Annotated in this window: 30 protein-coding genes; 14 read left to right on the top strand and 16 right to left on the bottom strand. The window is 59.1% G+C overall.

From position 1 onward, the window contains the following. Nucleotides 1-39: 39 nt before the first annotated feature. A complete protein-coding gene (locus FBY04_RS03020; protein ID WP_084320028.1) occupies nt 40-603 on the bottom strand; it encodes a GNAT family N-acetyltransferase in 564 nt (187 codons plus the stop codon). A gap of 228 nt (nt 604-831) precedes the next feature. Between FBY04_RS03020 and FBY04_RS03015 the strand changes: the two genes are divergently transcribed. Continuing rightward, the gene (locus FBY04_RS03015; protein ID WP_145314474.1) at nt 832-1,740 is read left to right on the top strand and encodes a universal stress protein; all 909 of its coding nucleotides are present in this window, start codon (nt 832-834) and stop codon (nt 1,738-1,740) included. Here FBY04_RS03015 and FBY04_RS03010 read toward each other — a convergent pair. Further along, nucleotides 1,730-2,713, bottom strand: a complete 984-nt coding sequence (locus tag FBY04_RS03010; protein WP_084320024.1) for a zinc-dependent alcohol dehydrogenase family protein — start codon at nt 2,711-2,713, stop codon at nt 1,730-1,732. The genes FBY04_RS03015 and FBY04_RS03010 overlap by 11 nt on opposite strands. A gap of 25 nt (nt 2,714-2,738) precedes the next feature. Continuing rightward, on the bottom strand, nt 2,739-3,485 hold the full coding sequence (gene fnr, locus FBY04_RS03005; RefSeq protein ID WP_145314473.1) for a fumarate/nitrate reduction transcriptional regulator Fnr: 747 nt from the start codon (nt 3,483-3,485) through the stop codon (nt 2,739-2,741). 239 nt (nt 3,486-3,724) lie between these two features. On the opposite strand from fnr, the gene FBY04_RS03000 reads away from it, so the two are divergent. Both FBY04_RS03000 and FBY04_RS02995 read left to right on the top strand, forming a co-directional pair. Beyond that, complete coding sequence (locus FBY04_RS03000) at nt 3,725-6,091, top strand: phosphoketolase (RefSeq protein ID WP_145314472.1); 2,367 nt, start codon at nt 3,725-3,727, stop codon at nt 6,089-6,091. Between the two features lie 71 nt (nt 6,092-6,162). Then, nucleotides 6,163-7,047 (top strand): universal stress protein, encoded by an 885-nt coding sequence (locus FBY04_RS02995; protein WP_084320018.1) that lies wholly within the window; start codon nt 6,163-6,165, stop codon nt 7,045-7,047. A 30-nt stretch (nt 7,048-7,077) separates the two neighbouring features. Here FBY04_RS02995 and FBY04_RS02990 read toward each other — a convergent pair whose 3' ends face one another. Next, a complete protein-coding gene (locus FBY04_RS02990) occupies nt 7,078-7,503 on the bottom strand; it encodes a potassium channel family protein (protein WP_084320016.1) in 426 nt (141 codons plus the stop codon). Between the two features lie 353 nt (nt 7,504-7,856). On the opposite strand from FBY04_RS02990, the gene FBY04_RS02985 reads away from it, so the two are divergent. The 3 genes from FBY04_RS02985 to FBY04_RS02975 all read left to right on the top strand — a co-directional run bounded on the left by FBY04_RS02985 (nt 7,857) and on the right by FBY04_RS02975 (nt 10,567). Further along, nucleotides 7,857-8,111, top strand: a complete 255-nt coding sequence (locus FBY04_RS02985; protein WP_145314471.1) for an Lpp/OprI family alanine-zipper lipoprotein — start codon at nt 7,857-7,859, stop codon at nt 8,109-8,111. A 76-nt stretch (nt 8,112-8,187) separates the two neighbouring features. Further along, complete coding sequence (locus FBY04_RS02980; protein ID WP_084320012.1) at nt 8,188-9,108, top strand: universal stress protein; 921 nt, start codon at nt 8,188-8,190, stop codon at nt 9,106-9,108. Between the two features lie 97 nt (nt 9,109-9,205). Further along, the gene (locus FBY04_RS02975; protein WP_145314470.1) at nt 9,206-10,567 is read left to right on the top strand and encodes an MBL fold metallo-hydrolase RNA specificity domain-containing protein; all 1,362 of its coding nucleotides are present in this window, start codon (nt 9,206-9,208) and stop codon (nt 10,565-10,567) included. 76 nt (nt 10,568-10,643) lie between these two features. Here FBY04_RS02975 and FBY04_RS02970 read toward each other — a convergent pair whose 3' ends face one another. Together FBY04_RS02970 and FBY04_RS02965 are read right to left on the bottom strand one after the other, a co-directional pair. Continuing rightward, nucleotides 10,644-11,186, bottom strand: a complete 543-nt coding sequence (locus tag FBY04_RS02970) for an Hsp20/alpha crystallin family protein (protein ID WP_145314672.1) — start codon at nt 11,184-11,186, stop codon at nt 10,644-10,646. 191 nt (nt 11,187-11,377) lie between these two features. Beyond that, the gene (locus tag FBY04_RS02965; protein ID WP_084320007.1) at nt 11,378-11,980 is read right to left on the bottom strand and encodes a cytochrome b; all 603 of its coding nucleotides are present in this window, start codon (nt 11,978-11,980) and stop codon (nt 11,378-11,380) included. Between the two features lie 173 nt (nt 11,981-12,153). Here FBY04_RS02965 and FBY04_RS02960 point away from each other — a divergent pair, with 173 nt between their 5' ends. Genes FBY04_RS02960 through FBY04_RS02930 form a run of 7 tightly spaced genes read left to right on the top strand, consistent with a single transcriptional unit; the run spans nt 12,154 to nt 18,448 of the window. After that, a complete protein-coding gene (locus FBY04_RS02960) occupies nt 12,154-12,831 on the top strand; it encodes a thermostable hemolysin (protein WP_084320005.1) in 678 nt (225 codons plus the stop codon). After that, entirely contained in the window at nt 12,821-14,302 is a 1,482-nt protein-coding gene (locus FBY04_RS02955) for an AMP-binding protein (RefSeq protein WP_084320003.1), read from the top strand. Before FBY04_RS02960 ends, FBY04_RS02955 begins: the two co-directional genes overlap by 11 nt. Continuing rightward, nucleotides 14,299-14,973, top strand: coding sequence for a TenA family transcriptional regulator (locus FBY04_RS02950; RefSeq protein WP_145314469.1), 675 nt, complete (start codon nt 14,299-14,301; stop codon nt 14,971-14,973). The genes FBY04_RS02955 and FBY04_RS02950 overlap by 4 nt, the downstream gene beginning before the upstream one ends. Further along, the gene (locus FBY04_RS02945) at nt 14,960-15,769 is read left to right on the top strand and encodes an SDR family oxidoreductase (protein ID WP_145314468.1); all 810 of its coding nucleotides are present in this window, start codon (nt 14,960-14,962) and stop codon (nt 15,767-15,769) included. Before FBY04_RS02950 ends, FBY04_RS02945 begins: the two co-directional genes overlap by 14 nt. Continuing rightward, the gene (locus FBY04_RS02940; protein ID WP_145314467.1) at nt 15,766-16,410 is read left to right on the top strand and encodes a hypothetical protein; all 645 of its coding nucleotides are present in this window, start codon (nt 15,766-15,768) and stop codon (nt 16,408-16,410) included. Before FBY04_RS02945 ends, FBY04_RS02940 begins: the two co-directional genes overlap by 4 nt. Nucleotides 16,411-16,421: 11 nt before the next feature. Further along, nucleotides 16,422-17,084, top strand: coding sequence for a response regulator (locus tag FBY04_RS02935; RefSeq protein ID WP_084319995.1), 663 nt, complete (start codon nt 16,422-16,424; stop codon nt 17,082-17,084). Continuing rightward, the gene (locus FBY04_RS02930) at nt 17,081-18,448 is read left to right on the top strand and encodes a sensor histidine kinase (RefSeq protein ID WP_145314466.1); all 1,368 of its coding nucleotides are present in this window, start codon (nt 17,081-17,083) and stop codon (nt 18,446-18,448) included. The genes FBY04_RS02935 and FBY04_RS02930 overlap by 4 nt, the downstream gene beginning before the upstream one ends. 56 nt (nt 18,449-18,504) lie before the next feature. Here the strand turns inward: FBY04_RS02930 and FBY04_RS02925 are convergent, their stop codons facing one another. Continuing rightward, complete coding sequence (locus FBY04_RS02925) at nt 18,505-18,687, bottom strand: hypothetical protein (RefSeq protein ID WP_084319992.1); 183 nt, start codon at nt 18,685-18,687, stop codon at nt 18,505-18,507. A gap of 208 nt (nt 18,688-18,895) precedes the next feature. Beyond that, on the bottom strand, nt 18,896-19,732 hold the full coding sequence (locus FBY04_RS02920; RefSeq protein ID WP_084319991.1) for an NAD(P)H-binding protein: 837 nt from the start codon (nt 19,730-19,732) through the stop codon (nt 18,896-18,898). A 156-nt stretch (nt 19,733-19,888) separates the two neighbouring features. On the opposite strand from FBY04_RS02920, the gene FBY04_RS02915 reads away from it, so the two are divergent. After that, the gene (locus tag FBY04_RS02915; RefSeq protein WP_371927688.1) at nt 19,889-20,572 is read left to right on the top strand and encodes a TetR/AcrR family transcriptional regulator; all 684 of its coding nucleotides are present in this window, start codon (nt 19,889-19,891) and stop codon (nt 20,570-20,572) included. Here FBY04_RS02915 and FBY04_RS02910 read toward each other — a convergent pair. The 8 genes from FBY04_RS02910 to FBY04_RS02875 all read right to left on the bottom strand — a co-directional run bounded on the left by FBY04_RS02910 (nt 20,569) and on the right by FBY04_RS02875 (nt 26,770). Then, nucleotides 20,569-20,853 carry a hypothetical protein gene (locus FBY04_RS02910; RefSeq protein ID WP_084319987.1) on the bottom strand — a complete coding sequence of 95 codons (285 nt, stop codon included), beginning with the start codon at nt 20,851-20,853 and terminating at the stop codon, nt 20,569-20,571. The genes FBY04_RS02915 and FBY04_RS02910 overlap by 4 nt on opposite strands. 290 nt (nt 20,854-21,143) lie before the next feature. Further along, nucleotides 21,144-21,374, bottom strand: a complete 231-nt coding sequence (locus FBY04_RS02905) for a hypothetical protein (RefSeq protein ID WP_084319985.1) — start codon at nt 21,372-21,374, stop codon at nt 21,144-21,146. A 114-nt stretch (nt 21,375-21,488) separates the two neighbouring features. Next, nucleotides 21,489-21,710 (bottom strand): hypothetical protein, encoded by a 222-nt coding sequence (locus tag FBY04_RS02900; RefSeq protein WP_084319983.1) that lies wholly within the window; start codon nt 21,708-21,710, stop codon nt 21,489-21,491. 71 nt (nt 21,711-21,781) lie between these two features. Then, a complete protein-coding gene (locus tag FBY04_RS02895) occupies nt 21,782-22,822 on the bottom strand; it encodes a DNA topoisomerase IB (protein ID WP_145314464.1) in 1,041 nt (346 codons plus the stop codon). A gap of 75 nt (nt 22,823-22,897) precedes the next feature. Next, a complete protein-coding gene (gene modC / locus FBY04_RS02890) occupies nt 22,898-23,977 on the bottom strand; it encodes a molybdenum ABC transporter ATP-binding protein (protein ID WP_145314463.1) in 1,080 nt (359 codons plus the stop codon). Between the two features lie 3 nt (nt 23,978-23,980). Further along, nucleotides 23,981-24,661 carry a molybdate ABC transporter permease subunit gene (gene modB, locus FBY04_RS02885; protein ID WP_145314462.1) on the bottom strand — a complete coding sequence of 227 codons (681 nt, stop codon included), beginning with the start codon at nt 24,659-24,661 and terminating at the stop codon, nt 23,981-23,983. A gap of 1 nt (nt 24,662) precedes the next feature. Beyond that, complete coding sequence (modA, locus tag FBY04_RS02880) at nt 24,663-25,430, bottom strand: molybdate ABC transporter substrate-binding protein (RefSeq protein ID WP_145314461.1); 768 nt, start codon at nt 25,428-25,430, stop codon at nt 24,663-24,665. Nucleotides 25,431-25,705: 275 nt separating this feature from the next. After that, nucleotides 25,706-26,770, bottom strand: coding sequence for a nitronate monooxygenase family protein (locus FBY04_RS02875; RefSeq protein ID WP_145314460.1), 1,065 nt, complete (start codon nt 26,768-26,770; stop codon nt 25,706-25,708). Nucleotides 26,771-26,773: the final 3 nt, after the last annotated feature.

Here is a 26,773-nt window from a genome sequence, read left to right as displayed (position 1 = left end):
CGCGATGAAACGTTGGCCGTGACATCGCGGGGCGAGGGTTTACAGGTAAAGACGATGAATGACCTGATGGCTGTCTTCGGGGTCATTGTGTGTTTCGAAGCCCAGTGCTTTGGCCAGGTCGCGCATCGGCGTATTGCTGGAGGCGTCCACCGAATACATCTGGCGAAAACCGTTCTTGCGCGCGGCTTTGATCAAATGTTCCATCAGAAGTGTGCCCAGGCCCAGGTGCTTCCATTCATCAGCGACCGTAACGGCGCATTCACATTCGAATTCGCCCGTGGCGGCATACCGGCTCACACCGATCTCGACCAGTTGGCCGTTGTCGTGGACCAGGGCAATGAAGGCCAGGCGCTTGTTGTTGTCGGTGTCCATCAACTGATCGAGCAAAGCGCCGCTGGGTTCGTTGATCTGCGCCAGAAAACGCATGTGGCGAGACTCGGGAGAGAGCCGTTTGATGAAGGCGTATTCACGCTCGCGGTCTTTCTCCGCCAACGGCCGGATCAATACGTGGCGACCATCCTTGAGCGCTTCGATCCAGTACTTTCCGGAGACCGCGGCATAGGCCGCCGCCGCCCGGTCATTGTGGTCTTTGACGGTGAGCATGGGGTAATCCTCCAGCGGGTTTGAAAAAAGAAGCGCGCAGTGATGAACCGCGCCGTTCGTTCCTTTCTACGCCACTGTCGGCGTTTGAATCTGATCTGGATCAGAGAGTCGTGACGAAGCGCATTCATTTGTAGCTGTTTGACGTAAATCAACCCGGGGCAGGGAGCAACGGGTGCAGTCTGAGCTACCTGCCGGCCCGTGCGGGCTGGTGTCGAATCGAGGTGTGTGATGGGCCACTATCAACGTTTGTTGCTGATCGCCGACCAAACCCTGCATCCATCCCCGGCGATGTTGCGTGCCGTCGCGCTGGCCAAGGAAAGCGGGGCGGTCCTGGATGTGCGGGCCTTTGTCGAACCGGCACCGGTGGTGCATTTGTGGGAGGAGAAAGTCGATGACGCGAGGTACCAGGGCTATTTGCGCCGCTATCGTCGCTGGGCTGCCGATGAGACGGACCGGCTCAATGAGGCAGGGGTTGAGGCGACTGTCGAAGTGGTGTTCACCACCCATTCGCTGCTGGACATTCTGAAGACGGTCGAAGACCTCAAACCCGACCTGCTGATCAAGGACGTCACCCTTGAACCGCTGCTCAAGCGCGTGTTTATAACCCCGCTCGATTGCCACTTGTTGCGCGAATGCCCGGTCCCGGTGCATTTGGTCAACCAGGCACGATACAGCTTGCCGCACCGTATCGTGGCGGCGGTAGACCCGTCCGATCCCTCAACCCAGATCAACGGCCTCAACGACACCATCATCCAGACCGCCAACGCATTAGCCTTGCAATGCGACGCGCCGCTGCACCTGCTTTATGCCTATGATTTGTCGCCAGCCTTCAATGGCGACGCGCCGCTGGCCGGCGGCTGGGGCGTGGACTACCTCGAAGATCTGCGTGAATCGTTGCACCTGGCCTTTGTCACCCTGGCGGATCGCTACGGCGTGCCGCCCGAGCGTCGGCATTTCATCATGGGGCTGCCGGTGCCGGTGATCAGTGAATTCGTCGAGCAATACCTGGTAGACGTGGTGGTGATGGGGACGGTGCACCGGGTGGGCATTGACCGGATGATCGGCAGCAACACCGAGTGGGCACTGTACTCGGTGCCAGGGAGCATTCTGGCCGTGGGGCAGGGCGTCAGGGCGTGAGGACGATTGCTCCGTTGAACTGGCCCGCCCTTAAACACGCCAGGGCTTCATTGGCGTCGTCGAGGGCGAATCGGGTGACGTCGCACTGCATCGGCGTGTGTTGCAATTCTGCGAAAAACGCGATGCCGTCTTCCCGTGTCAGGTTGGCCACCGAGCGGACGCTGCGCTCGCCCCACAGCAGCCGATAGGGAAACGCCGGAATGTCACTCATGTGAATACCGGCGCACACCACACAGCCACCTTTGACGGTAACCGCCAGCGCCGCCGGAACCAGCGCACCGACGGGAGCGAAGATCAGACTGGCATCGAGCAGATGCGGCGGTGCCTGGTCCGAAGGACCGGCCCATCTGGCGCCCAGGGATCGTGCATAGGTTTGGCTTGCCTGATCATCCGGTCGGGTGAAGGCGTACACCTGCTGACCTCGGCCCTGCGCCACCTGAATGGCCAAATGGGCGGCAGCGCCGAAGCCATAGAGTCCGAGGTGGCGTGCATCCTTGACCATTTGCAAGGCCCGGAAGCCGATCAGCCCGGCACACAGCAGCGGTGCCGCTTGCAGGTCCGACAGTGCCTGCGGAATGTGAAAGCAGAAGCGCGGGTCGGCCACGGTGTATTCCGCGTAACCACCGTCCAGATGACAACCGGTGAACTGCGCCTGATCGCAAAGATTCTCCCGGCCCGAGCGGCAAAACCCGCATTGACCGCATGTCCAGCCCAACCATGGGACGCCCACTCGCCGGCCAATCCAGTCGGGGCCGACATCGGCGCCTGCCGCTATGACTTCGCCGACGATTTCATGCCCCGGTACTCGCGGCAGCACCGCTTGTGGCAACTCGCCGTCCACCAGATGCAGGTCGGTGCGGCACACACCGCAGGCCAGGACTTTAAGCAAGAGTTGGTGGCGTCCGGGCGTCGGGATTGGACGCTCTTCCCTTTGCAGTGGCTGGTTGGGCGTGTGCAGGACCATGGCACGCATGATGCAATTCCAGTCAACCGGCGGATTAGCACAGAGGAGGACGATGACAGCCTGAAATCAACTGCTTGAGTCCTTCCATGTTGCGGATTCTCACGTCACGCCCTGTTATTTCGACCAGTTCCTGATCCCGCAGGTGCGCAATACCTCGGCAAACGGTTTCCAGCCGCAACCCCAGGTAGGAGCCGATTTCCTCGCGGCGCATTTTCAGAACGAAATTTTTGGACGAATACCCGCGCATACTCAAACGCTGCGACAGGTTGAGCAAAAAGGCTGCCAGGCGCTCATCCGAATTCATATTGCCCAGCAGCATCAGCATGTCGTGATCGCGCACGATTTCCCGGCTGAGGATTTTGTTCAGGTTATGTTGCAGCGAGGGCAGCTCCCGGGAGAGTTTTTCCAGGTGCGCGTAATGAATGGGGCAGACTTCGCTGTCCTCCAGGGCAAATGCATTACACGTATGCAGGTCGCTGCTGATAGCGTCCAGGCCGAGCATTTCACCGGGCATCTGGAACCCCGTGACCTGCTCGCGACCATCGATCGACAGCACACTGGTCTTGAATGAACCGATGCGCACGGCGTACAGCGAACGAAGCGGATCGTCGGTGCGATAGAGGGCCGCGCCTTTTTTAACCTTGACGCGTTGCACGATCAGAGTGTCCAGGCGCTCGATTTCCTGATCGGACAGCCCAAGCGGCAGACACAACTCCAAAACGCTGCAGTTGGAACAGGCAGACTTGAGGTGATGACTTTCCAACGGCCTGGTTTCAGACATGATCCGAATGCCTCGCAAAGGGTTTTGTAAGCTTAGTTCCCACATCGGCGGACAAACACTTGATTCAAATTACCGAGGATCTAATAGACGAACGGGGCGTGCTCGGTCCGCCGTCAAAAACTGAGCCGTCCGGTTTGAATGCCATCTGCGAGACTTGATGTATATCAAATCATCAGCCGTTCAGACTCTCACAATAGACGAAAGTCTATCGATAGGCTGAGCCTGTGACGGGAGGGTTCATGAGCGACTTCCTGAATGCTGAACAACTGGAGGGACTGGACGCCTATTGGCGCGCATCCAATTATCTGGCCGTCGGGCAGATTTACCTCAAGGACAACCCGCTACTCAGGCAGCCCCTGACCCTGGCGCACATCAAGCCGCGCCTGTTGGGGCATTGGGGCACGACGCCGGGGTTGAACCTGATCTATACGCATCTCAATCGACTGATCAATCAGTATGACCTGAACATGATATTTGTCGCCGGTCCCGGCCATGGCGGTCCTGCGGTGGTGGCTCAAACCTACCTGGAAGGTACTTACACCGAGTGCTATCCATTAGTGGAGCGCAATAGCAACGGTCTGGCTCACCTGTTTCGGCAGTTTTCCTGGCCGTATGGCATCTCCAGCCATGTGTCGGCACAGATTCCTGGATCGATCCACGAAGGCGGCGAACTGGGCTACAGCCTGGCTCATGCCTACGGCGCCGCGTTTGACAATCCAGACCTGATCGTCGCCTGCGTCATCGGTGACGGCGAGGCCGAAACCGGTACGCTGGCGGCCAGTTGGCACTCCAACAAGTTTCTCAATCCTGCACGTGACGGGGCTGTATTGCCGATCCTGCACCTCAACGGCTACAAAATCGCCAACCCCACGGTGCTGTCCAGAATCAGTGAGGATGAACTGTCAGCACTGTTCTATGGCTACGGCTACGATCCGTACTTCGTGGAAGGCGATGACCCGGTGCAGGTGCATCAGGCGCTGGCCCGGACGCTGGACACGATAGTGCTGAACATTCGCGAAATTCAGCGTGTGGCACGCCATTCGCCGCCCCTCGGCGTCCCTGAACGTCAGCTGTGGCCCATGCTGGTATTACGCACGCCCAAAGGCTGGACGGGCCCGAAATTCGTCGATGGTCATCGGGTCGAAGGCACCTGGCGCGCGCATCAGGTACCCCTGGCCGATTTTCGGCAGCCTGTTCATCTGCGCCAACTGGAGGAATGGCTCAACAGCTACCGTCCGGACGAACTGTTCGATGCAACGGGCGCCTTGTTGCCCGAGATTGCTGCGCTGGCACCCACCGGGCATCGACGCATGAGTGCCAATCTTCACGCCAACGGCGGGGTGTTGTTGCGCGCGCTGGACCTGCCACGATTTGCCGATTACGCGGTGAAATTCGAAGGGCCCGGCAGCCTGCGTGCCGAAGCGACGCGGGTGCTGGGTACGTTTTTGCGTGATGTGATGAAAAACAGTCTGGCCGCCAACAACTTCCGCCTGTTCGGCCCCGATGAAACCGCCTCGAACCGACTGGATGCGGTGTATGAAGTCAGTGCAAAAACGTGGCTGGACCCGCTGGAGCCAGACGATGTGAACCTGGCGGCCGACGGTCGAGTGATGGAGATCCTCAGTGAGCAGGTGTGCGAAGGCTGGCTCGAAGGTTATCTGCTGACAGGGCGTCATGGTTTGCTGTCCTGTTACGAGGCGTTTATCCATATCGTCGACTCAATGGTCAATCAACACGCCAAATGGCTGAAAACCGCCGCCGAGGTGCCGTGGCGCAAGCCCGTTGCTTCGCTCAATTACCTGCTCACTTCCCACGTCTGGCGCCAGGACCATAACGGTTTCTCTCATCAGGACCCGGGGTTTATCGATTTGGTGGCCAATAAAAAGTCGGACGTGGTGCGGATCTATCTCCCGCCCGATGCCAATTGCCTGCTGTCGGTGACTGACCATTGCCTGAGAAGTCGCGACTACATCAACGTCATCGTCGCCGGCAAGCAACCGGAATGGCAGTGGCTGGATATCGATGCGGCCATCCGGCATTGCCTGGCGGGTATCGGTCGATGGGACTGGGCGTGTCGCGATGAGGGGGATCCGGAGGTGGTGATGGCCTGCGCCGGCGACGTGCCAACCCTGGAAACCCTGGCGGCGGTGACCTTGTTACGCGAATACGTACCGGATGTGCGGGTCAGGGTGGTCAACGTCGTGGACTTGATGGTATTGCAGCCATCGAATCAGCACCCCCACGGTTTGCCGGACACCGCGTTCAATGAGTTGTTTACGGTGGACAAACCGGTGATTTTTGCCTTTCACGGCTACCCGGCGCTGATCCACCGTCTGCTGTACAAGCGCACCAATCATCAGAATTTCCACGTGCGCGGTTACAAGGAGGAGGGCGCGACCACGACACCGTTCGACATGGCGGTGCTCAACAATCTGGATCGTTATCAGTTGGCGCTGGATGTCATCGAGCGGGTACCCCGGCTGCAGGATCAAGTGCAAACCGCGCGATCGCGCTACTGGTCGACCATGGAGAAACACAAGCTCTATCTCATCGAACATGGGCAGGACATGCCCGAAGTGCTGAACTGGCAATGGACGCCGTGGTAGCTCACTGAATACGGCGCCCTCGGCCCTGGGCAGCCGCTGCAATCGAACACTCACCCGAGTAGAGGTAGATCATGAGCCAGTATCAAAGGTTGTTACTGATCATCAACCCGACCTTGCGCGATTCCCCCGCAATCAATCATGCGGCCGCGCTAGCGAAGGCGAGCGGCGCAAGTTTGCATATCGCGGCGCTGATAAAGTCGCTGGACCTTTTATCGTTTCTTGAACAGGGAGATCGGGAACAGGCGCGGCAAAGTTATCTGCAGGATCACCGCGACTGGCTCAAGGCCCAGGCGAGCAATCTGCGGGGGCGTGGACTCGCGGTGACTACCGAAGTGGCATGGGCCGACGATGTGGAGCAAGACATCCTCGCTCATGTCATGGAAATGCAGCCCGACCTGCTGATAAAAGAAATTCAGCATGAATCAGTGCTTAAACGTGCCTTTTTCACCCCACTGGACTGGTATCTGCTGCGGCACTGCCCGATACCGGTGTATCTGGTGGGCGGCAGTGGCTTCGTCTTGCCGCGCAAGATTGTGGCAGCGGTCGAAGTGCCAGAGACCGAGTCTCCCGACAACGAACTCAACGAGCGGATTATTCAGCAAGCGACCGGTCTGGCCATGCAGTGTGGGGCCGACTTGCATTTGCTGTTTGCCTGCGATATTTCGGCCGGTTACCTGGCGGCCATGGATGGTCTGACGCTGGCTGACCTCACCAAAGAGTTGCGCAAAGACCTGGAAAAAAACTTCCTCACGCTGGCGGGCCGGTATGGGGTGTCCGCCGATCATCGACATTTCATTATGGGCCACCCCGTTTCGGTTCTTAGCGAGTTCGCCAAGGAGCAAAACGTCGATGTCATCGTGATGGGAAAGGTTCAGTCACGTCGACTGGACAAGCTGTTGGGCAGTACGACCGAACACATTCTGTATCAGGTACCTTGCTGCATTCTGGCGGTATAGCGGGCTGCGAGCGGTGGTAAAGGAGGTGGTTTACTTGCGCTTCCAATACTTCTGCATTTCCAGAAACAGAAAGGACGCTGTCCAGGTAATGAGGACCAGGCCGGTCAATGCCTGCAGGCCGGTCAGGTACTTGAGATTTCCCACGGGTGAAATATCGCCGAAGCCGATGGTCGTGTAGGTGGTAAAGGAAAAGTAGACACAGTCCAGCAGCGAGCCATCGAAATTGCCGGTCAAGTTGCCCCAGTCACCGGAGCGCACCATCAGGTAATAGACGATAGCGAAGCACCAGACTTCCAGCGCATGGGCTATCAACGCTCCGAATACCCCGACGACAATCCTGAAGCGGCTCCAAAGCTTGAGCCGTGGCAGCCAGTCATTCAGGCGCAACAGGCATTCGTAGTGGATTACCACGACGACGATGACCACCAGTGTATTGATCAACGTGACACCAAGCATGGCGCACCTGCGACGATAGCGGATACCTGTCGACCCGCAATAAGATGTGTCGAAAAGACGTGCTCCTTAGAGTGAAGTCAAGATCACTTGGGCAACTTCCACAATGAATTACACAGACTCAAGTCGCTCATGACAGTGAGCCTCCGTTGACGGGCCGCGAGCGCCTGGTTCGCTCTTTCTACGCCGCAGAGGCGCCAGGACATTGAGCTAAATCAACAAGTCTTCAATGAGGCGCTCTGCCAATCGCCGGCGGGCTATTAATTGATAAAAATCAGAGGGTGCAGCTGTCGGCGTCAGATACTTGGGCTAGCTATCTGAAGCTTTTCCAGCCGCGATAGATTGAGGGCGAAATCATGAACAAGTGTTTGTCCTTGGCGTTGTTGAGCATCCTGTTGGTCACGACTGCCGGTTGCAGTCATAAGTACACGCAGGAGATCGATGCCCGATTGGAGTCCGCCGAAAACAATGCAGCGTCGGCGCGGCTCAGGGCCGATGAGGCGTACTTGAAGGCACAAATGGCTGTCGAGCTAGCCAGCCAGGCGCAACGCACTGCTGATGAGGCGAATGTGCGTATCCGTCGGATGGGCGCAAAGGTGCCCGGCCAGTGAGTGGCAATTGCACGAAGCGCTGACAGGACGTCAGGCTGCATCGAGGCCTGTAAGCATTATCAGGGTGAGGTCGGTCATGTTGAAACTCAAACGTATCCTGTTGATTGCCCCAGCCGAAATGACCCGCACTCCGGCGTTTGAGCGAGCGCGGGCACTGGCCTGTGCCACTGGTGCGTTATTGCATATTGTCGCATTCGACTATGTTCAGGCGCTCGCGGTGGCCGGGCTGTTTGACCACGATGCGATGGCGCAGGCGCGTGAGGGGTATTTGCAAGTGCATCGACACTGGCTGGAGCAGCAAGCCAGGTTTCAACGGTGCGCGGGGTTGCAGGTGACAACGGAAGTGGTCTGGGCGAGATCGAGCCTGGCGCACCTGCTTGAGTACGTAAATGATTTCCATGCGGACCTGGTGATCAAGGACACCCAGTATGTGCCAGCACTCGACCGGGCTTTTCACCAGCCGCTTGACTGGCGGTTGCTGCGCGATTGCCCGGCCCACTTGCACCTGGTGACTGATGCCAGGAACCCCAAGCCGCTCAAAATACTTTGCGCTGTCGATCTGTCTCATTTGGAAGATATGACTCAAGGGCTGAACGACCGGGTCCTCGATCTTGCCTCGACGCTGGCGACCTCCTGCGGGGCCACTTTGTCCCTGTTGAGCGTTAACAGTTGGTCTGTAGTGGGTGATTCTGCGATGAGCGTGCCGACCGTGACGCTGGCTGCCAGCTTGAGAGATGCGGTCAGCGATGCCCAGCAAGAGGCTTTTGAGACGCTTGCCGAGCGTTATGGCATTCAAAAAGCACGCCGACATCTATTAACGGGTATCCCGCATAAAGTCATTACGCAGTTCGCCCGGCAGAATGCTTTTGACATGGTGGTGCTGGGCACGGTCTATCAACACGGCATCGACAGGTTCATCGGCAGTACCGCCGAGAGCGTGCTGAACCGTGCGCCCTGCAGTTTGACCATCGTCAAACCCTTGCCCTGGCTCCATTGAATCAGGACCGGTAACGCTCTCAGTTGATAAAAATCAGCTGCACCTGAGCCATAAAGAGCGATCAATCGAACTCCCCTGAGTGCTCATGGAGACGGCCATGCGAATGACATTTCTCGGTGCGGCTGGCACGGTCACCGGTAGCAAATACCTGCTGGAGCATCGCGACCAACGCGTACTGATCGATTGCGGCCTGTTCCAGGGTTACAAACAGCTGCGATTGCACAATTGGGACCCGTTCCAGCTTCCGGTTGGTGACCTCGGCGCCATCGTTCTTACCCATGCCCACGTGGATCACAGCGGCTACCTTCCAGTACTGGTGCGCAGCGGTTATCGCGGGCCGGTGTATGCCACGCCCGCCACCTGTGAACTGGTGAGGATCCTGCTGTTGGACAGCGGCCGATTACAGGAGGAGGCCGCCGAGTTTGCCAATCGGCATGGTTTCTCCCGGCATAACCCGGCGTTGCCGCTGTATACCGAGCACGATGCCGAGCGGGCACTGAAATTGTTACACCCCGTGGAGTTGCATCATCGGGTCTACATTGCCCCGGGCATGACCATCCAGTTTCGTTGCGCCGGGCATATATTGGGCGCGGCTACGGTGGAGGTGATCGCCGATGGCATCACGCTAGTCTGTTCAGGGGATCTGGGGCGGCCAGATGACCCATTGATGTTCGCTCCCGAAACGGTCGAGCAGGCGGATTACCTGCTGGTGGAATCGACCTACGGTGACCGCAAGCATCCGGCTGAGTCGCCGCAGGCACAATTGGCCGACGTCATCACCCGCACCACGCTGCGTCATGACATCACCTTGGTGCCATCGTTCGCAGTAGGGCGTGCCCAGCTGCTGATGTACCACCTGTATCGTCTGAAACAGCAACACGCTATTCCCGATGTGCCGATCTATCTCAACAGCCCGATGGCCACGGACGTCACGCGTTTGTACCAGCGTTTTCGCAGCGAACACCGGTTATCGCTCGAGGAGTGCGAAGGTATGTGTCGCGTCGCGAAGTTCGTGCGCAGTACCAAAGACTCGATCGAGCTGGATCGCCAGCGCACCCCGGCGGTGATTATTGCTGCCAGCGGCATGGCCACGGGGGGGCGGGTGATCCACCACCTCAAGGCGCTGGCCTCCAATCCGATCAACACGCTGCTGATGCCGGGTTTCCAGGCCGGCGGTACCCGTGGCGCGCAAATTGTCGCGGGTGCTCCTTCGGTGCGCATTCACGGCAAGGACGTGCCGATCAGGGCCGAGGTAGTGCCGATGCAAACCCTGTCCGCGCATGCTGACGCCGATGAAATCATGCAGTGGCTGCGCGGGTTCAAACGGCCGCCCAGGCACACCTATGTCGTGCACGGAGAACCCAATGCCTCGGATGTGCTGCGCCGGCGTATCAGTCTGGAACTGGGGTGGTCGGTTTCAGTGCCGGAGTATCGTGACAGCGTTGAACTCACGCCATAAACCGGTCCGGGTGAAAGGGTGCGACAAATAAAAAACCCCGGCCGCTTTCACGGCCGGGGCATTGTACAACCGGGCGTCAATCAGCCTTGATCGGCACAGTTTTGTCGGCCTTCATGGCTTCGGGTTTTTTCGGCAACGAGATACTCAGGACGCCTTTGCTGAAGTTCGCTTCAATCTTGTCGGCATCGACCCCTTTGGGCAGGTTGAACACCCGTTCGAAGGAACCATAGTGACGCTCACTAAGGTAAGAGCCCTTTCTTTTTTCTTCCTTGTCCTCTTTCTTTTCTCCCCTGATGATCAGGCTGCCGTTGGACAGTTTGAGCTCGATGTTCTTCTGGTCCATACCGGGCAGTTCAGCCGTGATTTCGTAGCTTTTATCCTTTTCGGTAATGTCCACGGCAGGCATGCCTTGCCCTATCAACTCCCGCCGCCAGAATGGCTCGATATCAAACAGCCCTCGGCCGAAGGGTGAGAGTCCCGATCCACGATTGAAATCTTCGAACAGGTGATCGACCTGTTGCCGCAGTCTTTCCAGGGGCTTCCAGGGATCTGTCGTCGCAGGATGTTGACTGGCTTTGTCGTCATTGCGAGCGGGCATCTTTTTCACAGAGTTGGCCATTTTCATATCTCCTCTTGGTTAGTCGGGCCGGACCGGAGCGTCATCCATGAAGGCCCGCCACGACGGAACAAGAACCTGACAAATGTCAGTGGACCGTAGCGTCCGCTGTTTCCTAATTTCGGTGGAAACTGGCTGTCCGTGTTTGATTTAAATCAGAAGAGAGGCGAAAGATGGGGGCGAATGTCGTTCGTCTAAGGCTGGTGACGGTTTGCAGGTCCTTGGCGGGATTCTGTGGCCTGACGCCAGGTCAGGAAGCGTTCCGGCAGCATTCGCGTAAGGGTGTTGTCGCGCATCCAGTAGTGATGGAAAACGCCCGCGCAGGCGTGCAAGCCAATCAGCCAGTACCCGGCGGTGCCCAGCCATTCATGCCAGTATTTCAGTTGCTTCGCCATATCGGGATCGATTGCGATTGGCGAGGGCAGTGTGAAAGCAAAATACGGTATCGGTTTACCGGCAGCACTGAGCATCAGCCAGCCGAGCAGGGGTGTCAGGATCATCAGCGCATAAAGCGATAAATGAGTCAGGTGAGCCAACGCGGTCTGCCAGGCAGGAGGGCGGGGCGAGATGGGCGGACGTTTTTGTAAGCGACTGAGTAACCGGACCCACACCAGGGTGAAAATCGCCAGTCCGAACAGTGCATGGGTGCCCAGCAATGGGCCCTTCAATGGATGCTGGCGGGGGAGCCAGCCTTTGAGCTCGATACAGCCATAGACGCCCACAAACAGCGCGAGCATCAGCCAATGCAAGGTGATCGAAAGTGCTGCGTACCGCTGTGGTACTGAGTGACTTGTCATAGGGGGCCTCTTGCGGGGTGTCATGGCGGTAGAGCCGAGTGGCGCAAACTCTGCCTTCCCAGTCTTAAGGCAATCTGAAGACAGCGTCGGCACTCTGACTCAGTCCCACCTTCAGACTCCGTTAAGAATTCCCTTGGATACTCCTCCCACACTTACTCGGGAGGCGTCTTCCAATGCCTGATTTTGAATGGAATATTCCTCTACCCCTGCGCTTCGGCCACGCCGAAACACCGTCGATGAGCCTGTCCAGAGCGTTGCCGGACACCATCGAACGCCCCATCTTCGAAGCCTTTATTCAGCAACGCTTTCGTAAGGCCCACGGCGCCGATATACGCCATTTCATGCCGGAGCTGTTCGGCATGAGCGATGCAAAAGGCACGCTCTGTGCGGTGGCCGGTGTGCGCCTGGCCAACGACGAGTCGTTGTTTCTTGAACGTTATCTGGACGAGTCGATCGAGCCGCTGATCAGTGCCGCTGCAGACCGTCCCGTGGATCGCTGCGGCATCGTCGAAGTCGGCAACCTGGCCGCCAGCGACACCGGCAGTGCGCGAATGAGCATCATCGCCATAACTTACCTGCTGGCCATGGGGGGCCTGGAATGGGTGGCGTTCACCGGCAATATCGGCCTGGTGAACAGCTTTCATCGCCTTGGCCTGAAGCCTGTAACCCTCTGCGCTGCCGATCCCTCGCGGCTGGGCGATGATCGCCACAGCTGGGGCAGTTACTACGAGAGCAAACCCTGGGTGCACGTCGGCAACATTCGCGCGGGCTTCATCCATTTGCGCAACATCGGCATGTTCAATCGCCTGGGGTTGCCGTTGTCCATCGAGGAATCCAGCCATGTCGCTTGAACTGCAGCGGTTCAAACAGACCCTGCGCAGCCATGCCGAGCGCAAGACCAGCGCCATCGCCTTGTGGGGCGATCAGCTGAAAGTGGATTACGCCACGCTGTACGCCGAAGTGGTGTACCGCCAGCAGCGCTTGCGCGATGAAAAAATCAAGGTAGTGGCCCTGGCGCTGGACAATGGCGTCGAAGCCATGCTCTGGGATCTGGCCGCCCTGTTCGAAGGCTTGACCTGCCTGACGTTGCCGCCTTTTTTCAGTCCGGCGCAACGCCTCCATTGCCTGGAACAGAGCCAGGCCGGGCTGGTGATTGCCGAGCCGGAGCTTGAGGACGAACTGCAAAGCGCCGGGTATGAAAAAAACGGGGAGTTCTGGCGCCGCACTTTCAGCGGCCCGAACCGGATGCCGGAAGGCACCGCCAAACTGACGTTCACCTCCGGCACCACCGGCACACCCAAAGGCGTGTGCCTCAGCGCCGAGAGCCTTTTAACGGTCGCACGCCAACTGGATCAGGCCAGCAAACCCACTGACCCGCAACATCACATGGCCCTGTTGCCCTTGGCGATCCTCCTGGAAAACCTCGGTTGCTATGCCGCGTTGTATGCCGGTGCCACCTTGAGCGTGCCGAGCCAGAAAACCTTGGGCATTCAGGGCGCCAGCGGTGTTGATGTACCACGCCTGCTCGGTTGCCTGGCCACCCGTGCCCCCGAAAGTCTGATCCTGGTGCCGCAACTGCTGTTGATGCTGGTCAGCGCCGCCGAACAGAAAGCCTTCTCCCCCTATACGCTGCGTTTTGCCGCGGTGGGTGGCGCGCGAGTCAGCGAAGACTTGCTGCACCGTGCGCAACGGATCGGTCTGCCGGTGTACGAAGGCTACGGATTGTCGGAGTGCGCCTCGGTGGTCTGCCTCAATCGCCCCGAAGCCCGGCGCCCCGGCAGTGTCGGCCAGCCACTTCCCCACGTAGAGGTTCGCCTCGCCCAGGACGGCGAAGTGCTGGTCAAGGGCACGACCCTGCTCGGTTATCTGGGGGAGGCGCCGCACACCGATGAATGGTGGCCGACCGGCGATCTCGGCGAATTCGACCCTGAGGGTTTTCTCTACTTGAAAGGGCGCAAGAAACATCAGTTCGTCACCAGTTTCGGGCGCAACGTCAACCCTGAATGGGTCGAGGCCGAATTGACCCAGCGCCGCCATATCGCCCAGGCCTTCGTCTACGGCGAAGCCATGCCAGGCAACCATGCGTTGCTCTGGCCCCATCGCCCGGATTGCACCGACGAAGAGCTGGCCGCCGCCGTCGCACAGGCTAACGAGGCCTTGCCCGATTACGCCCAGGTCCATCACTGGAGCCGTCTGGATCAACCCTTCACGCCCGCCAATGGCCTTCTCACCGCCAACGGCCGACCGCGCCGTGACGCCATTGTCGAGCGTTACCGGGCGCAACTTACTGAATCAGCATTTCCCGAGGTATCCGCATCATGAGTTTTTTCGACACGCTGCAAGAAGCCACGCAACAAGAACGCCAAACGTTGTTCAATCTGCCGATCATCCACGATGCCCTTGAGGGCAAGGTCAGCCTGGAAAGTTACCGGGCGTTCCTCGCGCAAGCCTATTACCACGTGCGCCACACAGTGCCGTTGATGATGGCCTGCGGCGCTCGTCTGCCGACGCGCCTGGAGTGGCTGCGTAAAGCGGTGTGCGAGTACATCGAAGACGAATACGGTCATGAACAATGGGTCTTGGACGATATCGAAGCCTGCGGCGGTGACAGGAACGCGGTACGCGATGGTCGTCCGTCATTGCCTATCGAACTGATGGTCAGCTTTCTTTACGACCTGATTGCTCGCGACAACCCGGTCGGCCTGTTCGGCATGGTCAACGTGCTGGAAGGCACCAGTATCGCCCTGGCCACCCACGCTGCCGGCAGCATTCGCCAGCGACTGGACTTGCCGGAAAGCGCCTTCAGCTACCTCAGTTCCCATGGTTCTCTGGACATCGAACACATGCAGACCTATCGCCGACTGATGAATACCCTCGACGATCCGGCCGATCAGGCTGCCGTGATTCACGCCTCCAAAGTGGTGTACGCGCTGTACACCGACATGTTCCGCGGCTTGCCGCGTGACGGGGAGAACCTGCATGCGCCTGTCTGAGGCTCGCGTGGTATTGACGGGTGCCAGCGGTGGCATCGGTCTGGCGATCGCCAGCGCCCTGTGTGCCAGTGGCGCCCGGGTGCTCGCGGTGGCTCGGCATCAGCAACCCCTGATGCCGTTGCTTGAACGCTATCCGCAACACCTGTGCTGGGTTGGCGCAGACCTGACCGTTCTGTCCGAGCGGCGCAAGGTGCTAACCGCGGCGGAAGCCATTGGCGGCATCAATCTGCTGATCAACGCCGCCGGGGTCAATCACTTCGCCATGCTCGAACAACTGGAGGACAGCGATATCCACGCGATGCTGGCGGTGAATATCGACGCGCCGATCTGCCTGACCAAGTTATTGCTGCCGCTGCTCAAGCAAGCTCAAAGCGCGATGGTGGTGAACGTCGGTTCGACCTACGGCTCCATCGGCTACCCCGGTTACGCCAGCTATTGCGCCACCAAGTTTGCCCTGCGGGGTTTTTCCGAAGCCCTGCGTCGGGAACTGGCCGACACCCGGGTCGGCGTGTTGTACGTCGCGCCCCGTGCCACCCGCACCAACATGAACAGCCCGGCAGCGCAGGCCTTGAATGACGTCCTCAAATCCCGTGTCGACGACCCGCAACAAGTCGCTTCGGCGGTGATTCACGCCATTGCCGGTGACCGCCGCGACTTGTACCTGGGCTGGCCGGAACGCTTTTTCGTGCGTTTGAACAGCCTGTTGCCAAACCTGGTGGATCGCGGTCTGCGCAAGCAGTTGCCACTGATCCGTCGCCTGAGTCAGAAGCCTGAAAACGAGAACCTCAAACCATGAAAAAACTATTTGCCTGCTTGTTCTTCGGTGCCTTGAGCCAAAGTGTCTGGGCGCTGGACGCCGCCGATCAACAACGTCTCGCTGGCATCCAGCAAAGCTGGGCTCACATACAATACGAAGTGCCTGAGGACCAACGCACCGCGGCGTTTGAAAAGCTTGCTGCCCAGGCCTCGGCGTTCACGCACGAACGTCAGTCGGTGGCTGAAGCCTGGATCTGGTCCGGTATCGTCACCAGCAGTTGGGCCGGAGCGCAGGGCGGGCTCGGTGCGTTGAGCAAGGTCAAGGATGCAAAAGCTGATCTGGAGAAAGCCATGGCCCTGGACCCCAAGGCCCTGCAAGGCTCGGCCTACACCAGTCTGGGAGCATTGTATGATCGTGTGCCGGGCTGGCCGATCGGTTTCGGCGACTCGGACAAGGCAGAGCAACTGCTCAAGGTCGCCTTGCAAATGAACCCCAATGGCATCGATAGCCTGTACTTCTGGGGTGATCACCTTTACCGTCAAAAGCGCTATGGTGACGCGAAGGTGGCCTTGCAAAAAGCCCTGCAAGCGGCACCCAGACCTGGCCGGGAAACCGCCGATGCCGGTCGCCGCAAAGAGATCGAAGCGTTGCTGGTGGACGTGAACAAGAAACTCGACTGACAGGAGTTCGTGTGCGCTTATTACTGATCGAGGATGACGTGGCTTTGGGTGAAGGCATCCATCAGGCCCTGGGTCGAGAAGGTTACACCGTTGACTGGGTGGAAGACGGCAGCAGTGCCTTGCACTCGCTGCTCAGTGAAAACTTCGATCTTGCGGTGCTCGACCTTGGTTTACCGCGCATGGACGGCCTTGAGGTGCTGCGGCGTTTGCGTGACAGCGGCTCGAACGTGCCGGTGCTGATCCTCACCGCGCGGGATGCCACCGAAGACCGTATCGCCGGACTGGATGCCGGCGCTGACGATTACCTGATCAAACCCTTCGATCTGGCTGAGCTCAAGGCTCGCCTGCGAGCGTTGCTGCGGCGCAGCGCCGGGCGCGCCCAGGTGTTGATCGAACACGCCGGCATCAGCCTTAATCCCGGTACTCAGCAAGTCAGCTATCGGGGGGAGCCGGTGGCGCTGACGCCCAAGGAGTATCAGTTGCTCCATGAATTGCTCTCGCCACCGGGGCGAGTCATGACCCGCGATCACTTGATGCAATTGCTCTATGGCTGGAGCGAGGAGGCCGAGAGCAATACCCTGGAAGTGCATATCCATCACTTGCGCAAGAAATTCTCCACCGACTTGATTCGCACCATCCGTGGAGTCGGCTATCTGGTAGAGGAGCGCCGATGACTTCGATCAGGCGTCGCACCCTGACGCTGATCATCGGCCTGTTGCTCGCCGGTATTGCGATGATGAGCGTGCTCAACCTGCACGACAGCAATCACGAAATCGCCGAAGTCTATGATGCTCAGCTGGCTCAGAACGCTCGATTGCTGCAGGGCGTCATGCGTATGCCCATGGCCAGCAAGGAACACGCCGATCTGTATCAGGCCTTCAACAAGGCCTTGAGTGAAGCGGAGCCGAGAGTCGACGGTCACCCCTATGAAACCAAGATTGCCTTCCAGGTTTGGAGTCCCAAGGGTGAAGTGCTGGTGCATACAGCCAGCGCGCCGTCTTTCGGCACGCCCCCGGGGACGCCTGGATTCAGCGATGTGGTGGATCTGAACAACCGTCATTGGCGTGCGTTCATGCTCGAAGACAAACAGAATGGCCTGCGCATCTGGGTTGGCGAGCGAGACGACGTGCGTTCGGACCTGGTGGACCGCATCGTACGCCATACGCTGGGGCCCAATATCCTGGGCAGTTTGTTGTTGGCGTGCATGATCTGGCTGGCGATCGGCTGGGGTTTGAAACCGTTGGTCGATATGGCCGCGACATTGCGGGCTCGGCATCCAGGTTCACTCGAACCCTTGCAACTGACGCCGTTGCCCACTGAGCTTGAGCCCATGCAAGCGGCCCTCAACCGCATGCTCGCGCAGATTCAGGAAGTGATGGGACGTGAGCGGCGCTTTATCGCTGACGCCGCCCATGAAATGCGTACGCCATTAGCGGTGCTCAGGGTCCATGCACAGAATCTGATGGAGGCGGGAAGTGAAGACGATCGCCGCGAGTCCCTCGAACATTTGATCGCTGGCGTCGACCGTGCCAGCCGATTGGTCAACCAATTGCTGACCATGGCTCGACTTGAACCGCAATCAGCGATGCATACGCCCCCCACCATCGATCTGGTTGCCTCCGTGCGCGCTAGCCTGGTTCAGTTGACACCCTGGTTGTTGAACAAGGGGCTCGAGCTGGCTTTCGATGTCAGCGACGATATCGGCCCTGTCAAAGTCGATTCCGCAGCCATCGATATCGCCTTGAACAATCTGGTGACCAACGCAGCAACTTTTTCTCCGAAGAACGGCTTGATCACGGTAAGGCTGAGTAAAAAAGCCGATCACTACGAACTGTCTGTCGAGGACGAAGGACCGGGGATTAACGAGGGGGACCGTGATCGGCTTTTCGAGCGTTTCTACAGCCGTGGCAATGATCAGGGCGCGGGTTTGGGTTTGAACATCGTCCAGGCGATCGCTGCTCGCCTGGGAGGACAGATTCGGTTAGAAAATCGCACCTCGAAGGGATTGTGCGCTACGTTGGAATTCCATGGTTTTTGACGCTGCCGATCATTGTTGCCCTACAAGCTCTCCCTTGTTCCAAGGCTGATCGCTTTCTATTTTCCGCGCCGTTCGACGCCGGTAGGGCTGCCGATGTCAACGAGCCGTCTCTCCACCAGAATATTTTGCAGTGCCTGGCGATCTGTCGGCTCCAGCTGATGCTCTCTCTCCTTAAGCTCCAGCAAGATCGGGCTGGAATAGGTGCGGTAGGTTTTCTCCGCCATACGAATCGCTGACATTCATCTCTCCTTGATCAGTCTCCAAACTAAGGTTTGGCGCGTTTCCGGTGCGTTAGAAATCCTAGTCGAGGAATCGGTTTGTCGCCAAAAAGACCTATGTCGTCTTAAAGCTCGGCGTCCGCTTGTCACTGACGAATCCAGTGTGCATCAGTTGAGTGAAGGCTGATGCACACCGAATGGCTTCATGACTGCTCAGTGCGCTTCAATATTAATCTTCGCGTGCCCATACACCCGTGGCGGCAGTGCGTCGAACATAGTCGCTGAAGTCCCGCGCCGGGCGACCCAGAGCACGTTGTACGCCATCGGCCACCGGCGTATTGCGGCCGTCGAGTAAGGTGCTGAAAAGGTAAAGCACCAAGTCGGTCAATTCGGCGGGTAGCTGTGCCTGTTCCAGCGCCTGACGATAGGCGTCCGGCGGTACTGCAACGAACGCAATGTCCCTTTGCGTCTCACGGGCAATTTCAGCGACGGCCTCCGCGAAGGTCAATGCTCGCGGCCCCGTCAGTTCATACAGTTGGCCTGCGTGTCCCGGTTTGGTCAGCGCTTCAACCGCGATCTCGGCAATGTCTTCCACGTCGACAAAGGGTTCGGCGATGTTGCCGACGGGGAGGGCGAGTTCACCCAGCAGAATCGGTTCGAGAAAGTGGGCCTCGCTGAAGTTCTGGAAGAACCAGCTGGCCCGCAGGATGGTCCAGTCGGCCCCGCTGTTCTGAACGACGCGTTCGGCTTGTTCCGCTTCAACTTCGCCGCGCCCCGACAGTAGCACCAGTTTGCGGACGCCACTCTTGACCGCCTGATCGGTGAATGCCTGCACGGTCTCAACGGCGCCGGGTACTGCGAGGTCTGGCTGAAACGAGATGTAGGCAGCGCGAACGCCATCGAGCGCGGCTGCCCACGTGCTTCGATCCTCCCAGTCGAAAGCCGGATTTGCTCCTCGAGAGCCCAGACGCACAGGCACTCCGTTCGCTTGCAATCGCTGAGCAATTCGCCTGCCGGTTTTGCCCGTTGCGCCGAGAATCAGGATGGTTTCCTGGGTGGTTTTCATCGTGTTCATCTCCATTGACTTGATGTGAGTAATGCTCATGTTTTAAATATGATAAACCCTCATGTTTTAACGTCAACCGGCAGAATCGATGAAACTGACGTACGGGCAGTGCTAAGGTGAGCCTATGTCATGTTATTGATTGGGAGAGCGCGTCAAGTGCCCAAAAAAACCACCGAAGTCGTCGAACTGTCTGTCTCCGAGCCGGCCCGGCGCAATCCCACACAGCAGCGCAGTCGCGAGCGTCAGGAGCGAATCCTGACGGCGGCGACGCAATTGACTGCGAGCAAAGGCAGCGATCAGCTAAAAATGAGTGAAATCGCAGAGTGCTGCGGTATTTCGATCGGCTCGCTCTATCAGTACTTTCCCGACAAAAGTTCGGTCATACAGACCCTGGCAGAGCGCTACAACGCCGAAAGCCGTCGCTGTATCGAAGCCGCGCTGGTGGCGGTTGAAGACGCGCAAGGGCTGCAGGCGGCCTTTTCAGCGTTGCTGGACGAGTATTACGAGATCGTGCGGGTGACACCGGCAATGCGCGACATCTGGTCGGGCATGCAGGCAGACAAACAACTCATGGCGCTGGAGCTGCAGGAAAGCCGGATTGCCGGCGGGCTATTGGCTGACGTGATTCTGCGGGTGTATCCAGGCAGTGACGCGGGGCAGGTTCAGGCCTCGGCATTTTTGATCTGGCACCTGGGCGAAGCGACCGTGCGCCTGGCCATTTCTTGTGCACCCGAAGAAGGACGCGCACTGGTCGAGGCGTTCAAGCGAATGTCTTTGCGCGAAATAGCGGGGTTGGCGGCTGGGACGAAGGGCGTCGCAACCGCCAGGCCTGTGCGTTAAACGAAAGGTTGACCGGTAAAGCCACGGGGCAATCGTTGCAGCCCGTGCATCGCGGTCAGCCGCTGGACCCACGCAGCGCGCCAGTCATTGGCAGTGTGAGTGACTTTGGCTTTGCGTGCGGCGCGGCGTGCAGCGTTTCGCTGGTCTTTGCGCGCATCCTTGAACGCATCGGTGTTACGGCAGCTTCTGCATTTCACCCGGGTCAGTTCAGTGGTTGAGGTGAGCTTGCTTCCTTTGTGACCGCAGGCCAGATGCCCGCCAACTTTGAAGTGAGTAACCATCAGACGCCTCCTTGGTGACGTGTAATCGTTGGACCCTCCGCAAGCAGTGACGTTCGGCGGGCAAAAAAATGGCCCGCATGCGGGCGGGCCAAGGGGTTCATCAAAAGGAGTGGGTTCACTGTACGGCTTGATTTGTGAACGCTGTGTGAAATGGCCGGGCAAAAAAATCCCGACGCCAGGTCGGGTGGGTTTCAGCAGTAATGATCAGGCAAGTACGCGCACGGTGACGAAAGCGTCGCCGTTCATGCGCCCATCAGACCGTGTTCGCGTATCCGGGTCCAGATCGAATCTCATCTGAACCTTGGCAGCGGCGGGTCGACAGGCTTGAGCGAGGACAACGTGCTGCGAATCAGTGGCGCATCCTTCTCGATGTCGTTCAGGCGATCACGAATTCTGAGGGCGGTCGGGTGGCCGCCTTGATGATCGACCCAGTCGGCGATTTCCTTGCACGCCGCGGCCAAACGAGCCTGGCGGGAATCAAGCAGGGTGAGCAGGGTGGTGATGGACTCTTTTTCGGACATGGCAAACACCTCCGTTCAAGAAACCTGGTAATTGGTAACAAAAAGCCCGCTGGGAGCGAGCTTTCTGCCGATGGGGTCGCTGGTCCCTCAGCCATTTCAGTATAGACCCGGACTTCAGCCTTGTCGGGCCGTCACCTGCGATCGGGCGTTGAGTTGACGGCAGACGCGTTGGGCATCTTCTTCAGCTTCATAGCCGTCGCCGATGAAACCACGGGTGCGGGTATCGGCGATGCGATACCAGACTTTAGCGTCGGGTGGTGGATGACCGGCTTCCCCGGCTCGGCGACCATGAATGATGATCTTGTTGCAGCGCTGCACAACGAAAATGTCTTCCATGGCGTCACCGAAGCTAATTTCTGTCACATCAACTATAGAAGCCATTCGCGATCGTGCAAAAAATGGACAGGTCAGTTCGTCGGTTGAGACGCTTCGATCATCCGTTCCAGGTACATCGCCAGCCCGACTTCTTCGGCCCTGAGACCTTTGCGGGGTCTCGGGCGCGGCAACTCGGCCAATGCCCCCAGTAGAAAACCTTCGAGCACTGCCGGGTGGATGTAGCATTTGCGACAGACTGCCGGGGTGTTGCCCAGTTGCCTGGCAACGTTCTTGACCATCTCCACCACATGACGCTTGGCATCCGACTCCGGTTCCCACTGCAATTCGCGCAGCACCGCCAACGCCAGTGCGCTGCCGGCCCAGGTACGGTAATCCTTGGCGGTGAAATCAGCGCCGGTCAGGGTTTGCAGGTAGGCATTCACGTCGGAGGAGCTGACGGTGTGCCGTTCACCGTTCTCATCCAGGTACTGAAACAGATTTTGCCCGGGAATTTCCTGGCAGCGTTTGATGATCCGCGCCAGGCGCCGGTCTTTCACGGTGATCTGGTGTTCGACACCGCTCTTGCCACGGAACTGGAACCGGATCGCACTGCCGTTGACCTCGACGTGACGGTTGCGCAGGGTGGTCAACCCATAGGAACGGTTGTCCCGCGCGTACTGCGTATTGCCGACCCGGATCAGCGTCGCATCCAGCAGGGTAATGACTGTGGCCATGACTTTCTCGCGGCTGAAACCCGGCGCCTCCAACAGCGTCTCAAGCTGTTTGCGCAGCTTCGGCAGGGCCTGCCCGAAGTCCCGCAGGCGCGAGTATTTATCGGCATCACGCACTTCGCGCCAGCGCGGGTGATAACGGTATTGTTTGCGCCCCCGGGCATCGCGGCCGGTGGCTTGCAGGTGCCCACGCGGGTCGGCGCAGATCCATACGTCGGTGTAGGCCGGGGGCACGGCGAGGGCGTTGATGCGCTTGATTTCATCCGGGTCGGTGATGCGCTGACCCGTGGGTTCGAAGTAGCAAAACTTGCCGCGCAGTTTCTTGCGAGTGATGCCGGGCTGGGTATCGTCGACGTAGTGCAGGTCGGGCGGCAGCACGTCAGGCAATGCGGAATCGGGCATGGCGGTAATCCTTGGCAACGAATCAGGGGCCGTTACAGCCATTGACCGCACGCCTTTGCAGACGTGCCGGCGGATTTACGCCAGCACCGCCACCGCTTTGATCTGCGCCCAGAGTTGCTGGCCGGGGTGCACGTTCAATTGATCCCGGGAGTAGCGGGTGATCCGTGCCAGCAGCGGCGTACCGGCCGCGTCCAGTCGAATCAGCACGTGGGCGGCATTGTCCGCGCCCATTTCACTGACCACCGTCACCGGCAGACGGTTGAGGATGCTGCTGTGTTCGACGCTTTGCAGGCTCAGGCTGACATCACGCGCCTGAACCTTGCAGCGAAGCGCCTGGCCGGCGTCCATCGGGGTGTGTGCCACGCGAATGTTCAGTGCGGTGCCGGGTAATTGCAGGGTCAGTAATTGATAGTCCGCGTCATAAGTACTGACATGGCCCTCGATCACGACGCCAGCGTCATCGCCCAGCGCCAATGGCAAGTCGAGGCGGGCCAGGGTTTCACCGATAGAGCCGCTGGCCAGTGCCTTGCCGTGGCTGAGCAGGACGATGTGGTCGGCCAGTCGAGCCACTTCATCCTGGGAATGACTGACGTACAACACCGGAATGTCCAGGTCGTCGTGCAACCGTTGCAGGTACGGCAGGATTTCGCTTTTGCGTTGCGAATCCAGTGCGGCCAGCGGTTCGTCCATCAGTAACAGCTTCGGGCTGGTCAGCAGGGCTCGGGCGATGCCGATGCGCTGCCGTTCGCCGCCGGAAAGGTTTTGTGGGTGACGATCCAGCAGATGGCCGATGCCCAGCAGTTCAGTCGCGTGAGCCATGTCGACCCGGCGTTGTTGTTTCGGGATTCGCCTGAGACCGAATTGCAGATTCGCCAGTACCGACAGATGTGGAAACAGACTGGCTTCCTGAAAGACATAACCGAGCGCGCGTTTGTGCGGCGCGACGAAAATCTTCCTGTCGCTGTCCTGCCAGACTTCATCGTTGACCTGGATAAATCCGTTTTCCGCTCGTTCAAGGCCCGCGATGCAGCGCAGGCAGGTGGTCTTGCCCGAGCCGGAGTGGCCGTAAAGCGCGGTGACGCCACGGCCCGGCAGTTGCAAATCCACATCCAGGGCGAACCCCGGGTAGTTCAGTTTCAGACGGGTATGAATCATCGATCAGCTCCAGCCCGCTTTGGTTTTGCGGCTGGAGTAGAGCGCCAGCAACACGGCAAACGAGAACACCAGCATCGCCCCGGACAGCCAATGGGCCTGGGTATATTCCATGGCTTCGACGTGATCGTAGATTTGTACCGAGACCACGCGGGTCTTGTCGGGAATATTGCCGCCGATCATCAACACCACACCGAACTCGCCGACGGTGTGGGCGAAACCGAGAATCGCAGCGGTGATGAAACCCGGTCGGGCCAGCGGCAGGATCACACTGAAAAAAGTGTCCCAGGGATTGGCGCGCAAGGTCGCGGCCACTTCCAGCGGGCGGGTGCCGATGGCAGAAAAAGCGTTCTGCAGCGGCTGGACCACGAACGGCATCGAATAGAGCACCGAACCGATCACCAACCCCGCAAAACTGAAGGTCAGGGTGCCGAGCCCCAATGACTGGGTGAAGTGGCCGACAAAGCCATTAGGGCCGAGCGCGAGCAACAGATAAAAGCCAATCACCGTAGGCGGCAACACCAAGGGCAGGGCGACGATCGCCCCGACCGGGCCGCGCAACCAGGACTGGGTGCGCGACAGCCATAACGCAATCGGAGTGCCGATGATCAGCAGGATAACCGTCGTCAGGGACGCGAGTTTTAGGGTCAGCCAGATCGCGGAAAAGTCGGCGCTCGATAGAGTCATTTTAGAGTTGGTAACCGTAGGACTTGATGACAGCGGCGGCTTTCGGCCCCTTGAGGAAGTCAACCAGTGCCTTGGCGGCCGGGTTGTCCTTGCCTTTGTTGAGGATCACCGCATCTTGTTTGATCGGGTCGTGCAGGTCGGCTGGAACGATCCACGCCGAACCGCTGGTCACTTTGCCGTCTTTGTAGATCTGCGACAAGGCGACGAAGCCCAGTTCTGCGTTGCCGGTGGATACGAACTGGTAAGCCTGAGTGATGTTCTGGCCTTCAACGATTTTATCCTTGACCTTGTCGGTCAGGCCCAGCTTGGCCAGTACCTGGGTGGCGGCGAGGCCATAAGGTGCGGCTTTCGGGTTGGCGATCGACAGATGCCGGTACTGGTTGTCGCTCAACACGTTGCCTTTGGCATCGACGTAGCCTTCTTTGGCCGACCAGAGCGCGAGGGTGCCGACGGCGTAGGTGAAGCGCGAGCCTTTGACGGTGTCGCCTTCGGTTTCGAGTTTTTGCGGGGTGGTGTCGTCCGCCGAGAGGAGCACCTCGAACGGCGCGCCATTCTTGATTTGCGTGTAGAACTGGCCGGTTGCACCAAAGGAGGTGACCAGTTTATGCCCGGTGTCTTTCTCGAAATCGGCAGCGATGGCCTGGATCGGCGCGGTGAAATTGGCCGCGACAGCGACCTGGACTTCATCGGCCTGGGCAGCGCCGATGGCGAACACCGCGAGCAGGCTCGCCAGGCAGGCTGGGGCAAAACGTGAGGCACGAATGTTCATGAAGCGGCTCCGTGGTAGGCAAGTACGGCGAGGGGTGTAAACACTATATAAATAAATATATAGCGAAATGCCTGCAAACGGAATGTGTGGGAACTGGATTGCATCTGATGCCAGGATTTGTGTGGAGATGAAGCTTGTTGTGGCGAGGGGATTTATCCCCGTTGGGTCGCGCAGCGGCCCCGCATTTTCGCCCTGCCTCCAACCGCTTGGCGGCTGCTGCAGCCGAGCGGGGTGGTGCGGCCTTCCGATAAATCCCCTCGCCACAGGTTGTGTGCCTAACGACGCAGCAGTTTAGCCAACCCTTCCTCCGCCAAACGCCGCGTCAACTCCGCCGTCGTCATCTCAACCCCCAACGTAAACGCCTGGCCGGCCCAAAGGTTGCTGAAATCCGCTTCCGCCTTCGTCCGCAACGGCATCAACGCTCCACCCGCCAATGGGAAGGCCGGCGCCTTGTCGCTCATCGGCCCGAGTTCACGCATGACCCGATTCAGAATTCCCCGCGCCGGGCGGCCGGTGAAAATATTAGTGACTGCGGTCTCGCTTTCCTTGGCCGTGTGCAATGCCTTGTGATGGGAGGCGCTGACCTTGGCCTGCGGCGTGAAGAGATACGCCGTACCCACTTGCACCGCTGAAGCGCCCAACAGAAATGCCGCCGCGACGCCGCGTGCATCGGCAATGCCGCCGGCAGCGATCACCGGTACTTTCACTGCGTCGACGATTTGCGGCACCAGCGCGAAGAGCCCCACCTGGCTGCTCAGATCGTCGCTGAGGAACATGCCCCGATGGCCTCCGGCTTCGTAACCCATGGCGATGATTGCGTCGCACCCGTGTTGCTCAAGCCAGATAGCTTCTTCGACGGTCGTTGCCGAAGACAGCACTTTTGCGCCGGTGGCCTTGACCCGATCCAGCAATGATTTTTCCGGCAGGCCAAAGTGAAAGCTCACCACTTCGGGGCGACATTCTTCGATCACTTCGCAGGTCGCGTTATCGAACGGCGCGCGATTGGACACCGGTGTCGGCGCGTCGAAATCCACGCCCAGTTCCCGGTAGTAGGGCTCCAGCAGATTCTTCCAGTCCCGAGCCCGTTGCTCATCGGCTGCCGGCGGCTGGTGACAGAAGAAATTGACGTTGAACGGGCGCTGAGTGTGTTGGCGGATCGTCTTCAATTCTTCGCGCAACTGCTCGGTGCTGAGCAGCGCCGCAGGCATCGAGCCCAGGCCACCGGCATTGCTCGCCGCAATCACCATGGCCGAACCGGTGGCGCCAGCCATCGGGGCCTGGATGATGGGCAGTTCGATCCCCAGCAGATCAAGAATTCGGGTGTCTGGCCATTGGCTCATTGC

The organism is Pseudomonas sp. SJZ080, assembly GCF_007828295.1.
GTDB lineage: Bacteria > Pseudomonadota > Gammaproteobacteria > Pseudomonadales > Pseudomonadaceae > Aquipseudomonas > Aquipseudomonas migulae_A.
Note: the sequence above shows the minus strand (reverse complement) of the source record. Positions and strands in the feature narration are given on the sequence as shown.